We start from the raw sequence: 15,866 nt of genomic DNA on the forward strand, positions 1-15,866 counted from the left end.
ATCTATAGTTCTGTATAACAGGTCAATACTTCAAAACTCTTAATGTCCACCAAATGAACAAATATGATTCAGATCACCATTATTTGTTCATTTTTTAGCAAATTTACAATTTAAGCAATTGATCGACCACAGAAATATATTAAAGATCTAATACCAATTTTTTACCTTTTGCCCTTGATACACAAATCATCATGCTCTTTTGTGAAGCCTTTTCGGCATCACTTAAGTATTGATCGAAATGCTCTGCTTCACCTTCTAAAATAGCCGTTTCACATGTACCACAAACCCCTTCTCGGCATAGACATTCCACATCAATATTTAATGTCTCAATAGCTTGTAAAATGGTCTGGTTACTTTGTACTTCAATTTCCTGATTAGATTTGGCAAGTACAACTGTAAAAGCTTCCCCATCTTCAGGCACTGTTGAGGCAAATTGTTCCCAGTGAATGTATTCATCGCGATAACGATGCTTATTACAACAGTCAATTACCGCATCAATCATGGGTTTAGGACCACATACATAGACATGTGTACCTTTAGGCTGTGATGAAATGAGTTGATCTAAATTCAGTGCACAACCTTCTGAGTCAACATAACTAAATACATGCTCTGCATGTTTCTGCTTTAACTCGTCTAACAAAGCTGCATGCTCAGGTGAGCGATAAGCATAATGTAATTCATACTCAGCACCACGTGCTGCTAGCTCATCCATTTGAGGTAAGAATGGTGTAATACCAATACCACCTGCAATTAAGATATGTTTAGTGCCTGTTTCAGCTAAAGGGAATAAATTTTTTGGTTCTGAAATCTGGATTTCACAGCCTTCATTGCACTGATCATGCATAAAAACCGAACCACCCTTACCTTCCACGTCCTTACGAACGCAGACTTGGTAAGTCGATAGATCTTGCGTACAACTCATCAATGAGTAAGCATTTGAAAGCTGCTCATTCATTTTGACAATAATATGGCTTCCCCCACTAAATCGAGGAAAGTTCTGCCCATCTTGACGTTTGAACGTAAACCGTTTGATTAAAGGGGTTAGCTGTTCCACATGAGTCACAACCGCTGGGAACATTTCATAATGACTAGCCATATTAGAATCCTTCTTTTACCGCATTTTCTTGTTGCTAGGGCTTATCCTTAAAGCCCTAAACACATGTATTTAATGGTCATGAATTCTTCAAGACCATACTTTGAGCCTTCACGCCCAACACCTGATTGCTTCACACCGCCGAATGGTACAACCTCATTTGAAATTGCTGTGGCATTCATACCGACCATTCCATATTCAAGCTGTTCTGACACTCGCCATAAACGTGAAATATTTTCGCTATAAACATACGCAGCCAAACCAAAAATGGTGTCATTTGCTTGAGCAACAACATCTGCTTCATCTGTAAAGCGAATTAGCGGCGCAACTGGACCAAAAATTTCTTCTTGGACAATTTCCATTGTACGGTCAACGTTCGTTAGAACTGATGGTTCATAAAACGTTTGTCCTAAAGCATGCTGTTTACCGCCACAAGCAACTTTAGCGCCTTTGCTTACCGCATCATCAATTAACTGCTGTGCTTTTAACACTGCTTTTTCATTAATTAATGGGCCAATTTGCACCCCATCTTCAAGTCCATTACCGACTTTAAATTTTTGTACTTCTTGTACAAACTTCTCGGCAAAAGCTTGATAAATATTGTCATGTACATAAATGCGGTTAGCACAAACACAAGTCTGACCTGCGTTACGGAACTTTGCAAAAATCGCGCCTTGTACAGCTTTATCTAAATCGGCATCATCAAACACAATCAGAGGAGCATTTCCGCCTAACTCAAGCGCCAATTTTTTAATGGTGCTTGAACACTGCTGCATCAATAAACGCCCTACTGGCGTTGAACCAGTGAAAGTCAACTTCTTCACTTTTTCATGTGAAGTAAATACCGAGCCAATTTCTTGAGATTTACCTGTAACGACATTAATCACACCAGCTGGAATACCTGCTTTTTCGGCAAGTTTCGCAATCGCTAATGCACAATAAGGGGTCTCATTCGCTGGCTTAATCACGATCGTACATCCAGCTGCTAAAGCTGGTGCAGCTTTACGAGTAATCATGGCGATTGGGAAATTCCACGGCGTAATCGCAGCCACGACACCCACAGGTTCTTTAGTGATAATAAAACGCTGCTGGTTATTTACGGTTGGAATCACATCACCATAGATACGCTTGCCTTCTTCGGCAAACCATTGAATAAATGATGCAGCATAACGCACTTCACCTTTCGCTTCTGCCAAAGGTTTTCCTTGTTCAATGGTCATGATTAAAGCAAGTTCATCGGTATGATCGAGAACCAGTTTGTACCAAGCCAATAAAATATCTGCACGGTTTTGAGCAGTTAAAGCTTTCCAACTCTGTAATGCAGTATAAGCAGCCTCGACTGCTTGAGTCGCTTCAGCCGCTCCCATATTTGGTATTGTGCCAATTTCTTCACCTGTTGCAGGGTTAGTCACTGAAACCGTTGCATTTAACTGTGCAGCTAGCCATTGTCCGTTAATATAGGCTTGTTGCTGAAATAATTCAGTACTTTGTAAACTCGACATATCATCTTCCTAACTGAAGAATCAGGTGTAAGTCATCTTTACACCTGAATAAATCCATTTGTTTTTATTTATGATGCTGTGCTACTAGGTTTTGGAAGTAAGCAATACCATGCTCACTAATTCCTGAGCGTTGCTTGTCAGTCATAATACGACCTTGGCCACGATAACCACGTGATTTCAAACCACGTTGTACGCTTTCGACCAAGTTCAAATCTTCAGGACGGAATACATTGCGATACCACTCAATTAAGTCTTTCTGATCTTGAGTGAGTTCTTCGTTCGTGAAGTAAATATCGTAATGCTGCAAAGTCGTTTCTGCATCTACTGGAAACTCATAGATTACCGTCATGAAATTACTGCCCGGTGGTACGTTAAACATGGTACAAGGCCAAGTCCAGAACCCATGAAACTCAGGATCTGTTACTGATGGATCAAGCTTGAATGACTTCTCTGATGAACGGGCAAAACCGTACTGTAATGTCCAGTTTTGATGTGTGGTGTGCCAATATTTGTCGACTTGTACTGAGTCAGCAAAGCCCGGATGTGCAGGCCCACAGTGATAACATTCTAAGTAGTTATCGACAATAACTTTCCAATTTGCTGGCGTTTCTGTCACAAAACGTGCCGCCAGTTTCAAATCTTTAATCACACTACATGCTTGATTTAAACGCTCAGCAAATTCCGGAAGTTGGTCTTCTACGCATGTCGCGTTTTCATCCATATTAATGAAAACAAAGCCGGCATATTCCTCAACTTTTAAAGGCACCATGCTTGAGTTTTCTTTATCGAAAGATTCAACATGGTCACAGTTACGTGCCAAAGCTAAGCTACCATCTAGCTTAAAAGTCCATGCATGGTATGGGCAAGTAATTACATTTTTTGCTTTACCACTACCACTTAAAAGCTCATGACCACGGTGTGGGCATACATTATAAAACGCACGTAAAACGCTATCTTTACCGCGAATGATGACAATATTTTCACCAATTACTTTACGGGTAATATAGTCATTCGGTTGTGCCAATTCACTGCCATGTGCAACACAAATCCAGCTTTTAGCAAAGATTGCTTCTTTCTCATGCTCAAAAACTTGTGATGAAGTATAGAAAACTTTAGGGAAAGTCCATGCAACATCTGGGTTTGCGCAAAAATCTTCAGGTAATTTTTCAACTGCACTCATGTTTTTACTCCATTAAATTCTTTTCGTCCAAATGACTCGATATTAAATTGATGTCTTTTCGACACTGCCAAACATGCGACGTATCGCACTCAGCATGTTTTGATATAACTGTTGAACTTCTGGGCAGTCACGCATGAGACGCAAACTGCCATGTAATAAACCTTTGCCTAAATGAAACTCGCTCGGGATGCCTGCTTGTTCCAATTTTTGGGTAAGGAAATAACCGTCATCACTTAAAGGGTCATACTCTGCAACTGCCACAAAACTTGTAGGCATATCTGAAAAGTCCGTTGCCAATAAAGGCGCTAGACGTAAATCCTGCCAATCTTGTGAGTTAGGTGCATATTCCTTTAAATAAAAATGCATATCTTCGGTTGTTAATAACGGCGCATGTGCATGCTTTTGTGCAGAGGATGTGTCAAATGCAGTACTCAAGCATGGATAAACCAAAGCCAGACCTTGAGCTTGCATACCACTATGCTGTAGATGCACTGCAAGGGCTGCTGCTAAATTACCGCCAGCACTATCCCCTGCTAGAACGATATTTTCGCTATCGATCTGCCAAGTTGAACCATGCTTTTTAAGCCATTGATAAACTGCTAAACAATCTTCATAAGCTGCTGGAAAGCGGTGCTCTGGTGCCATGCGGTAATCTACGCTAATGACAACTGCATTTAAGTCCTGACACAAATAACTAGTAATAAACTCATGTGAATCGAGCCCGCCAACCATCCAACCACCACCATGTAAATACAATACACATGGCCAACCTGACTCAGGTCGATCGGTTTTTGGTAAATACACACGGACAGGAACTTGATGCTCATCATTTGCAACAAAGCGATCTTCAACTTCAATCTTGCCATCACGTGGCAAAGTGTAGTGTCGGCACATCGCATCATAAGCCGCACGGACTGAGTCAATATCTGCATCTGCTGGTGAATAAATGCTGCTCCAATACACAAGGCTTTGCATTTCTTCACTTAAGGCATAAGTAGTCTGTTCATGTGTAGTCATTACCGTTCCCTCTAGCTGGTTTTTCTGTCCAGTTTGATTGAGCTTGCAAGCTCAAGCTGCATTCGTTTTGCATGTTCATCTTGAGACTGGTTTAAACCAATTTCCGCTTCATCATAACCTTGTTGCTCAATTAAATGCGATGGGACTTTGGCATAATCCTGAATCAGCCATTTCACTAAGCCGTAGGTTTGAATCAGAATAATCACAATGAATGGTAAAGCCGTCACAATGGTCGCTGTTTTCATGGTGTCTAAAGGTGCTTTACTAAAGATCATGGCAATTGGAACTAAAGTCAGCATGACACACCAGAACAGACGAGCATTTGGCGATGGATCTTGTCCTTCACTTAAACCACGTGTACATGTTGCTGAAACCGCATACCCAACCGCATCCATATGTGCTGCTAAGAACACCACCATGATGCCGAGGAAAATCCACATCATGAGTTTTCCGGCAGGTAACAGACTGAGCAACTGACCAATTGCAACCTCACCACCTTGTTGGCTTAAGATTTGCGGTACGTTCACAGCTCCATGAATAAAGCTATAAACACTGTAGTTTTCAAACACACCAAAGATGAACCAAAGACCAACACTGCCGCCAATCACCATGGCAAAGATGACTTCTTTAATGGTACGGCCTTTAGAAACACGTGTTACAAAGAGTGCCACACCTGGTGCATATGAAATCCACCACAACCAATAAAATACAGTCCATTCACGAGTAAACTTGCCATCGCCCATTGGGTCGGTAAACAGACTCATATCAACAAAGTTGGTTGCCATTAATCCAAAACTCATTAATGAATTATTCAAAATGAATTGCGTTGGACCAAAGCAAAGTACATAAATCGCAAATAACACCACGCCCAAGCACACCATGTGACTTAAACGCTGCATGCCTTTATCCATGCCCACATAAGAACTGAGTGCGAACAGAACCGAAACACCTAAAATAATGATGACCTTAGTCATAAAGGTATTTGGAATACCTGTAAGCTGAGACAAAATATTGGTAAATGTCACGGCGGTGAGTACTAATGAAATCGTCAATGCACCAAACATGCAAAGCAAGAACATAAGGTCGACTAAACGCCCAACCAAGCCAGTTGATTTAAAGCCTGTTACCGCTTCAATCACAGAAGCCAAACTTAAACCTTTATTTTTTCTCACATGGTAGCTGTAGCACAAAGAAATTGATGCCAAAGCATAAATTGCCCACGCACTTAAACCAGAATGAAAAAACGAGTAAGCCACGCTATATTTCAATGCTTCTGCTGACTCAGGCGGTAAGCTCAAACCCGGAGTTTGATAATAGTAAGCCCAGTCCAAGAAGCCCCAGTACAGTGTAGAAGACCCAATACCTGACAAGATGAACATAAAAATCCATGACATCGTGGTGTATTGAGGCTTTCCTTCACCTAGTTTGATTTTTCCGTATTTACTAAAGGCCAGACCAAAAGTAAAAATGATAGCTAAAAAAGCAAACAGTAATACTGGTGTTGTAAACATCGATGTCGTCCACTGCATCCATGTTGCAGCAATCTTGATCGACTCTTGCGAATAAATCGCCAAACCAGCAACTGAAATGAATACAAACAGTAAGCTGGTTACGGCAAGAACTTTATCCGTATAAATTTTTGTGTTTTGATTATCCATATCCATACATCCATTTTTGGATGGCGTTATTCCATAGCGAACACGTCCATTTTAATTTGGGCTACACACGATGCAATTGCATCTCCTACCTCATAAGTTTTTGCCTGACCGCCGATATCGGCTGTCTTTGGCCCATTAATTAATACATGCTCAATCGCCTGCATAATGTCCTGACCTGCTTGGATGCAGCGCTCGTCTTCTTCACCAAAGAACTCGAACATCATGGCACCCGACCAAATCGCAGCAATTGGGTTAGCAATTTGTTTACCGTAAATGTCTGGTGCCGAACCATGTACAGGTTCAAACAATGATGGAAATTTTCTTTCTGGGTTTAAATTTGCTGAAGCAGCCAAACCAATGGTTCCCGTACATGCAGGACCTAAATCGGAAAGAATGTCGCCAAATAAATTGGATGCTACAACCACATCAAAACGCTCAGGTTGCAACACAAAACGCGCCGCTAAAATATCAACATGCTGTTTATCAGCCTGAATTTGTGGATATTGTTTTGCCATCGCGTCAACGCGTTCATCCCAGTACGGCATGCTGACCGCAATACCATTGGACTTAGTCGCTGCAGTAATTTTTTTCGCATCACGCTGATTTGCAAACTCAAATGCATAACGCAAAATTCGATCTACCCCATGGCGTGTAAATACGGCTTCTTGTAAAACAAACTCGCGGTCTGTCCCTTCAAAAGCTTTACCACCAATGGCTGAGTATTCACCTTCACTGTTTTCACGAACCACGTAGAAATCAATATCGCCCGGTTTTTTACCTACCAATGGACATTTCACACCCGGCATTAAGCGCACTGGACGTAAATTCACATATTGGTCAAAGCGACGACGGAACTGAAGTAGCGAACCCCAAAGTGAAATATGATCGGGCACTTTATCTGGCCAGCCTACAGCGCCAAAATAGATCGCATCGTAACCTTGCAAGGTTTCAAACCAGTCATCTGGCATCATTTTGCCGTGCTCAAGGTAATAATCGCAGCTTGCCCAATCAAAAGCATCGAGTTGAAGCTCAATACCATGCTTCTCTGCCGCTGCCTTTACAACCTTAATGCCTTCTGGTAGAACTTCTAAACCAATGCCATCGCCTGCAATCGTGGCAACTTTATATCTTTTTGCCATAAGCTTCCTTCACACCTTCGACTAATATCCTTGTATGGCTTAAACATGATGTTTTAAGCAAAAATGATCAACAACGGAACTATCACTCCAATGGACACGGATCGTGAATAATCTACCTAACCTATCGGATTTAAAGGTTTTTTGCACAGTCGCCAAACTGAAAAGTTTTGTCGAATCTGCTGAGGAACTTGGGACATCGCCAGCTTTTATTAGCAAGCGAATTAATATTTTAGAAAACACCTTAAGCTGCAAACTTTTTCATCGCAGTACACGTCACGTTAGCCTGACGGAAGATGGCAAACTTATTCTTGAGAGAGTTTCAAATATTCTTGAAGAATTTGATGAAGTTTGTGAACTGGTCAATAACCCGCTCAGTACACCTACGGGTCGTATGGATATTATTAGTAGCTTTGGTTTTGGCAGAAAGCATATCGCACCTATTCTGTCTAAATTAATGATGCTTTATCCAAAGCTTCAAATACATTTTGACACCATCGACAATACCAAAGATCTGATTCAACACAGTATTGATTTAGACATCAGGATTGGTAATGAAATTGCGCCAAACATGATTGCGAAGAAGTTAGCCTCTAACTTTCGAATTTTATGTGCAGCACCAAGCTATTTACTTAAACACGGCGTACCAGACAGTATTGAAGATTTGCAAACACATGATTGTTTGACAATTAGTGAGCGTGATCAATCATCTGTATTATGGAAATTTAGACATGCTTCTGAAGATGTCTCCGTGCATATCAAACCACGTTTTGTTTCTAATAACGGCGAAATTATTCATCAACTTGCTATAGAAGGTCACGGTATTATTTTCCGATCAATTTGGGATGTTGCAGACGAATTGATTACTGGCCAACTTCAGCATATTTTGCCTGAGTACTGGCAAGATGCAGACGTCTGGGCAGTTTATCCATCACGACTCAAAAGTTCTTCCAAATTGCAAACCTGTATTTTGTTTATTCAAAATGAATTACTTAATCGCTTGCAACATGTGCAAAACCTAAATCGTGGACAACTGATTTCACCAGCCGTCAAACGAGAACCACCACCTGAAAAAGTCTTTCTATAAAAAAAGCCCTAAATGAACACCATTCACTTAGGGCAATAAATTACTCTTAAATTTTAGAAATAATATCCAATTGAAAGATAAAACAATTTATCCCAATCATTACTACTGCCTTGTGCAAGGCCATTTGCCCCGCCACCTACCATTGGATCATTCTTGCTCATAATATATTCACCCTGAATACCAATGGCTTTGTAATTAAAATAAACCCCTGCAATTAAACGTTCAGAGTCTTTATAGCCATCCTCATCTTTGAAAAAGCGGCTATGAGAGATATAAGGCTTAATATTGGTAAGTTGATGAAATGGCTGAGCAAAGGTGTAATTAATCTCATTGACTAAATACTTACCTTTATTGGCGACTTGATATGGATAGTCGAATGCACCAATAGTTGAACTATTTGGAAATAAATCATCCCCATTGGTCACATCTTGCTTACCTGCCAAGAACATCCATTGCCATGCTTGATATTGGGTTTGAGCAAAAATATTCCATGATTTACGGTGTCCATCTATATTTGTTCTTTTATTTTCTAAATCAGAATACCAAGCTGACCCACCTAGCTCAGTCGAAAAATTTTGAGTCTTATCAATTTCAAATTTTCTAGATGCTCGGCCAATCCACATATTTTTTTCTTCAATATTAGTGCCATTCGACAAGTCATCAGCTTCAACAAAATTACCACTGTAACGGCTTGAGTTTTTTGACGTTCCCTTATAATTTCCTCCATCTGTTGGATAGAAACCTAAGGTCAAATTGTATTTGTCATCTGCAAATTTATATTTAATACCTAAATTATCAATATCTTCTAAACCAACGGTATTTAAAAGCGTCTCGTAATAACTACTTCCCCAAAATTCGCCAAAGCCAAAATCAACAGGCTGTAAACCTACCGTAATTCTTTGCTGGTCAGATAGCTTATAGCCTGCCCATGCTTTTTTTAGGAAAATTGCATCACACAAACGATTATATTGGTAACAACGGGCATCTAGACCTGCAATCCAATCTGGATTTTCATAACCCAAAACTAATTTAATATCTGTGAGTCGCCAGTCATCATTTTGAGAACCCTCATTCGTCCCAACCACATAGTCCTTATGTAAATAACGGGAACGTACCGCACCAGACACTTTAAACTGACCCGAATCTAAAGTTGGATCACCCCAACTCAAATCAGCCGCAGAGACTTGTACACCCGCAGATAAACTCAAAATTCCTAAAAATAATAATGACCTTTTCATGTCTTCAACATCCTTGTTAAGTGTTATAAGAACATGAATAAATTGGCTTGGACAAACAATGCCGGAACTATAAAGTCGGTCTTTACAAACTGTGTTTAATCAAAAAATGAGCATAAAAAAAGACCACGCAGGAGCGTGGTCTGTAAAATGGTGGCTATGACGAGACTTGAACTTGTGACCCCCGCATTATGAGTGCGGTGCTCTAACCAACTGAGCTACATAGCCGTAAACTGTGCGCGCATTATCTTAGCTTCTTTACCGCGCGTCAAGAAAAATTTTAAATAAAATGAGGTGAAGTGAGCCTATAAGCCGGGTTCTGTCGAGGATGGTCATTCCTCTAGGCGTACAATCACTCATACGCTCAAGCGACCTACCCGAATCCAGTACGGGCCGCACCTAGGATTCCTATTTGGTCTTGCTTCTGGTGGGGTTTGCCATGCCGTGAACTGTTACCAGACACGCGGTGCGCTCTTACCGCACCCTTTCACCCTTACCTCACGAATGAGGCGGTCTACTCTCTGCTGCACTTTCCGTCGGCTTTCACCGCCCAGGCGTTACCTGGCACCCTGCCCTATGAAGCCCGGACTTTCCTCTCCTGCTTCAGTCACGAAGACCTCCACAGCAGCGACCATCCAGCTCACTTCAGGGGCGCATATTAACAAATTTATTCACTAATTGCTTGTGCTTTTTTGAGCAATTAATCTTTTATATTTGTCTAATAGCTGTTCTTCCGTTTCCTCATGCTGCGGATCTTTAGGAATACAGTCTACTGGACAAAATAATTGACACTGTGGCTGGTCATGGTGACCAACGCACTCTGTACATAAATCTGGATGAATTTCATAAATCACTTCACCCATAAAAATAGCTTCATTTGGGCAAACTGGTTCACAAACATCACAGTTTATGCACTCATCGGTGATATATAACGACACTTTACCAACCTTGTTGATGTTTACGTTCAAAAGCTTCAACCACAGCTTGCGGAACAAACTTGGTTACATCACCTTTTAAGCGGGCAATTTCTCGAATCAACGTCGAAGAAATAAAAGAATACTGTTCAGAAGGTGTTAAGAACACTGCTTCGAAATGTGGGTCCAACTGGCGATTCATATTAGCCAATTGAAACTCATATTCAAAATCAGAAACTGCTCTTAAACCGCGAAGTACCGCTGTAGCCTTTTGTTCTTTGAAAAAATTAACCAGTAAGCCATCAAAACCTACAAACTCAACATTTGATAGATGACCTAATGATGATTGTGCCAGTGCAACTCTCTCTTCTAGACTGAACAAAGGGTTCTTATGATGTCCAATTGCAATAGCTACTACGACCTCATCAAACATTCTTGATGCTCTAGTAACTAAATCAACGTGCCCATTTGTGATAGGGTCAAATGTTCCAGGATAAATTACACGCGTTTTAGACATCCGCTAGTACTCTAATTGTATTGTGCGCCTATTTTAGCAAAAGTTATACATGAGGCGAAATATTGATATGTGGGAAAAAACTTCACCTTGGCATCAGTTTACGGCACAATAGAGGCAATTGTGGAAGTTTGAATTATGGCGAAAGCAACAGTAGTAAAGAAACATAATGGCGGAACCATCGCACAAAACAAACGTGCCCGTCATGATTATTTTATCGAAGAAAAATTTGAAGCAGGCATGTCACTTCAAGGTTGGGAAGTGAAATCCTTACGTGCTGGGCGTATGACTTTGACAGAAAGTTATGTCATTTTCAAAAATGGCGAAGCATTTTTACTTGGCTCACAAATTCAGCCTTTATTATCGGCTTCGACCCATGTTGTTCCTGAAGCAACACGTACTCGTAAGTTATTGCTCTCTCGACGTCAGCTTGAACACCTCATGGGTGCAGTTAACCAAAAAGGTTACTCATGCGTTCCTTTGGCGTGTTACTGGAAAGGTCATTTAGTTAAGCTGGAAATTGCGCTTGTGAAAGGTAAACAGCTTCACGATAAACGTGCGACTGAAAAAGACCGCGACTGGCAGCGTGATAAAGCCCGTATATTTCATAAGTAATTTAGTAAAAAAGCCTCTTTTAGAGGCTTTTTTTATATCGCATGATTTACTTAATTTAATCTATATAAAAGACCAGCGATATATTCACCAAACCATTTAGCAGTATCTAAATCACCTTGTGGTGGGGTAATCTCAACAGGTGCATTATCAGACTGTGTCATTAAGCCCAAACAACTTGATAAACGGTTTAAATCAGTTTCAGTATGACCAGTTGTCATTAAAGGCAAACCAGACCACAGCATGCCGTGTTGCATCGCAAAAATATTAAGCTGCTGCAAAACTGCAAGCTTATCACCACTCAAACCACCTGAATTTGCAAAACCAGCAGCCAACTTGCCTTGCCATAACCGATTTTTCCAGCGTTTGGATGTGCTATCCATAAACTTTTTAAAATCAGCAGTTACACTGCCCATATAGGTTGGCGAGCCCAAAATAATTCCCTGTGAAGCATCTAAAACATCCCAGTCAATGTGCTCAATATTCATCATATGTACTTTAACGCCCATCACTTCCGCTCCAGCAGCAATAGCAGAAGCTACCTTTGCAGTGTGGCCATAAGGGCTGTGATAGACAATTGAGAGATGTTTTTCAGGCAAAGACATAAGTTTAATAATTTGAGCGATTTTTTGTATTTTAGCATTTTATTAAAACTTGCTAAACCACGATCTGTGAATATCAAAAATTAGCTTTTTAACGGATTATTTGAGTCAATATTAAAATTCCAAAAATAAAAAAATCTCCTATATTATTTAAAAGTCTAAATAACATAAGAGATTGATATCACAACAATCACACTTTCTTAAAGTGAATTGTGATTTTTATAAACTACATAAAAACAAAAGTTGCCATACGACCCGTTTTAGCATCACGGCGGTAAGAGAAATACTCATCTTGCTGTTGATATGAGCACTGGTCTCCACCTAAAACTTTTTTCACACCGAGTCTTTGCAAAATAAAGCGAGCAATCGCATACAAATCTGCATGAAATTTATCTGGTGCCGCTCCATCAACAAAAGCTGTTTCCAATTCAGGATATTTACTACAAAAAGCAGTTTTTACTTCGGCTCCAATTTCAAAGCAGGGTTGGCTAATCGCAGCTCCTAACCAAGCCCATGTTGGTGGACTCTGCATAGCAGTAACTGTATTTTCAATAATGCCACCTGCCAAACCTCGCCATCCTGCATGTAAGTTAGCGACCTCAGTGCCCTCTGCATTGCCAAGTACCACAGGTAAACAATCGGCTGTCATCATCATTAATGCATGGCCTTTGGTTTGAGTAACCAAGCCATCACCTATTAATGCAGTAAAGGGAATTTGTTCATTTACCGTATGACAAATCGTGCTATGTGTTTGGGTCATCCATGTCATTTTCTTAACGCCAAACTGAGCAAACTCATCTAAAAGCATCATTCGATGCTGCTGAACGCGTCCAGCATCATCTTTAACATGCAAAGCAAGATTAAAACCCGTTAATTCAGTTTGGTTCGTTGGCAATGCAAAAGGATGTTGAATACGCGTCTGCCCTACAAAAACACTTTGTGGTAAACCTTGAACAAATTCCATAATTCAGTTCCTTAGTAGGCTGCGTTTTCTGAACGTAACACATTTACTAACTGAGTAAAATCTTCAGGCCATGGTGCTTCAAATTGCATTTCTTCACCAGTACGCGGATGTTTCAAGCCTAATTTAGCTGCATGTAATGCTTGACGTTTAAAACCACGTAAAGTTTCAATGAGTAATTCAGATGCACCAGCAGGCACACGTACACGGTTCATATAAACCTGATCACCAATCAAGCCATAACCAATATAACTAAAATGCACACGAATCTGATGTGTTCGTCCTGTTTCTAGACGCGCTTGCACACGAGTGAAGTCTTTAAAACGTTCTTTTACATTGTAGTGAGTCACTGCATCGCGTCCGCCCGGTAAAATCGCCATTTTCACACGGTCTACCGGATGACGTTTAATCGGCTCATCAATCGTACCGCCAGCAATGATATTTCCATAAACAACTAAGTCATATAAACGATAAACCGATTTATTTGCCAACTGCTTACTTAAAGAAAATTGGGCTTCTAGCGTTTTTGCAACAACCAATAAACCACTCGTATCTTTATCAATACGATGTACTAAACCAGCACGTGAAAGCTCTGCCAGTTTTGGGAAATGGTAAAGTAATGCATTCACTAAAGTTCCTGAACTATTACCCGCTCCAGGATGGACCACCATACCGACTGGTTTATTAATAACTAAAATATCTTCATCTTCATAAACAATATCAAGTGGGATATTTTCAGGCTGACTGGTCGTCTGTGCTTCTAACTCAACATTTAAAGTTAGGGTTTCAATACCCTCACAACGATATTTAGGTTTTACGATGTTACCATTTACCAACAGATGACCTTCCTTCATCCATTGTTTCAGTTTTTCGCGGGAGAACTCACTCCACACCATAGCTGCAACTTGGTCGATACGTTGCCCTAAGTAGCTTTCATCCAACTGAACTTGCAACGATAAACGTGTTGCAGTTGTATCAGAAGTATGGTTATCTGCATCCTCAGAATCTTCAAGTAAATTGAAGTCAGTTTCAGAGAAGTTTGTGTTTGAAGATTGTGCTGAAGTCATTTGATCATTGAGATAAAAGTGGTTTAATAGCGCAATTGTAGCTCATTGCCCAACATAACAGAGGAGTTTTTATGTCGCTACCACGTTATAAAATTACGATGCTTGCCCTATCTTTAGGTTTAGCGTCTGCATTTGTGGGCTGTAGCAGCAATCCAAGTAAAAAAGAAGTGGTCGATACTGGGCCTCAATCTAGTGAACAAGCGTATTTTGACAAAGCTCAAAAATCTCTTGATCGTGGGCAATATCTTGACGCTGCTAAATCTTTAGAAGCGATTGATACTTATTATCCAACTGGACAATACGCACAACAAGCACAACTTGAACTTCTCTATTCAAAATTTAAACAAAAAGATTATGAAGGCGCGATTGCTTTAGCTGAACGCTTTATTCGTTTAAATCCTCAGCATCCAAATGTAGATTATGCTTACTACGTTCGTGGCGTATCTAACATGGAACTGAACTATGATAGCTTGTTGCGTTACACATCTTTGCAACAATCTCATCGTGACATCAGTTATTTAAAAGTTGCTTATCAAAACTTCGTTGACCTGATTCGCCGCTTCCCAAGCAGCCAATATTCTGTCGATGCAGCACAGCGTATGAAGTTTATTGGTCAAGAGCTTGCTGAAAGTGAAATGAATACTGCTCGCTTTAACGTTAAACGTAAAGCATGGGTTGCAGCGGCTGAGCGTTCGCAATGGGTAATTGAACACTACCCACAAACACCTCAAGTGCCAGAAGCCCTAGCAACTTTGGCATATAGCTATGACCAACTGGGTGATAAAGCAACTTCACAACAATACATCGAAGTTCTAAAACTTAACTATCCTAGCCTTGTTAATAAAAATGGCACGGTAAATATGCGCGCTGCGCGTAAAGAAGGCAACTGGATTAACCGTGCTACCTTGGGTATTCTTGGTCGCGAATCTAAATCTGTAGCGGCAGAAACAGCTACTCCAGTTGAACCAAAACGCAGTCTACTTAACCGTGTAAGCTTTGGCTTAATGGGTAGTTCAGGTAAAGAAGAAACTCAAGAAACAACTCAAGCACCAGTTGAGCCTCCAAAAACTGAACGCAGTTGGACTAACCGTTTAAGCTTCGGTTTACTTGATAAACCAGAAAAAGCAGCAGAAGGTGCAACAACTACACCAGCAGCATCTTCGACTGAAGCTGGCGACGCTGCTCAATAAGCAATAACAGCTTAAAAACAACCAACAAACAGGCAAGTGATATGACTTGCCTGTTTGTTTTTATAAAATAGTAAAATATTTATCGAGCGTATCTCGTT

Annotated in this window: 15 protein-coding genes, 1 tRNA gene and 1 other RNA gene; 3 read left to right on the top strand and 14 right to left on the bottom strand. The window is 40.5% G+C overall.

Going from position 1 to position 15,866, the window contains the following annotated elements; genetic code table 11:
• Window positions 1-139: 139 nt before the first annotated feature.
• From cntB to NE363_RS14245, 6 genes are all read right to left on the bottom strand, one after another.
• The gene (cntB, locus tag NE363_RS14220) at window positions 140-1,096 is read right to left on the bottom strand and encodes a carnitine monooxygenase, reductase subunit CntB (RefSeq protein ID WP_191012715.1); all 957 of its coding nucleotides are present in this window, start codon (window positions 1,094-1,096) and stop codon (window positions 140-142) included.
• A gap of 47 nt (window positions 1,097-1,143) precedes the next feature.
• The gene (locus tag NE363_RS14225; protein WP_134262145.1) at window positions 1,144-2,595 is read right to left on the bottom strand and encodes an NAD-dependent succinate-semialdehyde dehydrogenase; all 1,452 of its coding nucleotides are present in this window, start codon (window positions 2,593-2,595) and stop codon (window positions 1,144-1,146) included.
• 64 nt (window positions 2,596-2,659) lie between these two features.
• Window positions 2,660-3,775 (bottom strand): carnitine monooxygenase subunit alpha, encoded by a 1,116-nt coding sequence (gene cntA, locus NE363_RS14230; protein WP_191012713.1) that lies wholly within the window; start codon window positions 3,773-3,775, stop codon window positions 2,660-2,662.
• Window positions 3,776-3,817: 42 nt separating this feature from the next.
• On the bottom strand, window positions 3,818-4,792 hold the full coding sequence (locus NE363_RS14235) for an alpha/beta hydrolase (protein WP_191012712.1): 975 nt from the start codon (window positions 4,790-4,792) through the stop codon (window positions 3,818-3,820).
• Between the two features lie 11 nt (window positions 4,793-4,803).
• The gene (locus tag NE363_RS14240; RefSeq protein WP_216133844.1) at window positions 4,804-6,456 is read right to left on the bottom strand and encodes a BCCT family carnitine transporter; all 1,653 of its coding nucleotides are present in this window, start codon (window positions 6,454-6,456) and stop codon (window positions 4,804-4,806) included.
• 20 nt (window positions 6,457-6,476) lie between these two features.
• Entirely contained in the window at window positions 6,477-7,589 is a 1,113-nt protein-coding gene (locus NE363_RS14245; RefSeq protein ID WP_191015591.1) for a tartrate dehydrogenase, read from the bottom strand.
• A gap of 103 nt (window positions 7,590-7,692) precedes the next feature.
• Between NE363_RS14245 and NE363_RS14250 the strand changes: the two genes are divergently transcribed.
• On the top strand, window positions 7,693-8,673 hold the full coding sequence (locus NE363_RS14250) for a LysR family transcriptional regulator (protein ID WP_004710275.1): 981 nt from the start codon (window positions 7,693-7,695) through the stop codon (window positions 8,671-8,673).
• Between the two features lie 53 nt (window positions 8,674-8,726).
• Here NE363_RS14250 and NE363_RS14255 read toward each other — a convergent pair whose 3' ends face one another.
• From NE363_RS14255 to coaD, 5 genes are all read right to left on the bottom strand, one after another.
• Entirely contained in the window at window positions 8,727-9,911 is a 1,185-nt protein-coding gene (locus tag NE363_RS14255) for a porin (protein ID WP_445535318.1), read from the bottom strand.
• A gap of 148 nt (window positions 9,912-10,059) precedes the next feature.
• Window positions 10,060-10,136, bottom strand: a tRNA-Met gene (locus tag NE363_RS14260).
• Between the two features lie 64 nt (window positions 10,137-10,200).
• Window positions 10,201-10,555: RNase P RNA component class A (gene rnpB / locus NE363_RS14265), an RNA gene on the bottom strand.
• A gap of 27 nt (window positions 10,556-10,582) precedes the next feature.
• Complete coding sequence (locus NE363_RS14270; RefSeq protein WP_004703368.1) at window positions 10,583-10,846, bottom strand: YfhL family 4Fe-4S dicluster ferredoxin; 264 nt, start codon at window positions 10,844-10,846, stop codon at window positions 10,583-10,585.
• A gap of 1 nt (window position 10,847) precedes the next feature.
• Entirely contained in the window at window positions 10,848-11,339 is a 492-nt protein-coding gene (gene coaD / locus NE363_RS14275; RefSeq protein WP_000047853.1) for a pantetheine-phosphate adenylyltransferase, read from the bottom strand.
• 135 nt (window positions 11,340-11,474) lie between these two features.
• On the opposite strand from coaD, the gene smpB reads away from it, so the two are divergent.
• Window positions 11,475-11,951: an SsrA-binding protein SmpB gene (gene smpB / locus NE363_RS14280; protein WP_004641603.1), complete on the top strand. Its 477-nt coding sequence runs from the start codon at window positions 11,475-11,477 to the stop codon at window positions 11,949-11,951.
• Between the two features lie 50 nt (window positions 11,952-12,001).
• Here smpB and NE363_RS14285 read toward each other — a convergent pair whose 3' ends face one another.
• From NE363_RS14285 to rluD, 3 genes are all read right to left on the bottom strand, one after another.
• Window positions 12,002-12,553 carry a flavodoxin family protein gene (locus NE363_RS14285; RefSeq protein ID WP_445535319.1) on the bottom strand — a complete coding sequence of 184 codons (552 nt, stop codon included), beginning with the start codon at window positions 12,551-12,553 and terminating at the stop codon, window positions 12,002-12,004.
• A 223-nt stretch (window positions 12,554-12,776) separates the two neighbouring features.
• Window positions 12,777-13,514 carry a peptidoglycan editing factor PgeF gene (gene pgeF / locus NE363_RS14290; protein ID WP_445535320.1) on the bottom strand — a complete coding sequence of 246 codons (738 nt, stop codon included), beginning with the start codon at window positions 13,512-13,514 and terminating at the stop codon, window positions 12,777-12,779.
• 11 nt (window positions 13,515-13,525) lie between these two features.
• The gene (gene rluD / locus NE363_RS14295; RefSeq protein WP_004703372.1) at window positions 13,526-14,578 is read right to left on the bottom strand and encodes a 23S rRNA pseudouridine(1911/1915/1917) synthase RluD; all 1,053 of its coding nucleotides are present in this window, start codon (window positions 14,576-14,578) and stop codon (window positions 13,526-13,528) included.
• A 71-nt stretch (window positions 14,579-14,649) separates the two neighbouring features.
• Here rluD and NE363_RS14300 point away from each other — a divergent pair, with 71 nt between their 5' ends.
• Window positions 14,650-15,768, top strand: coding sequence for an outer membrane protein assembly factor BamD (locus tag NE363_RS14300; protein ID WP_445535321.1), 1,119 nt, complete (start codon window positions 14,650-14,652; stop codon window positions 15,766-15,768).
• The last annotated feature ends 98 nt before the right edge of the window (window positions 15,769-15,866 follow it).

The organism is Acinetobacter sp. G18, from assembly GCF_052660225.1.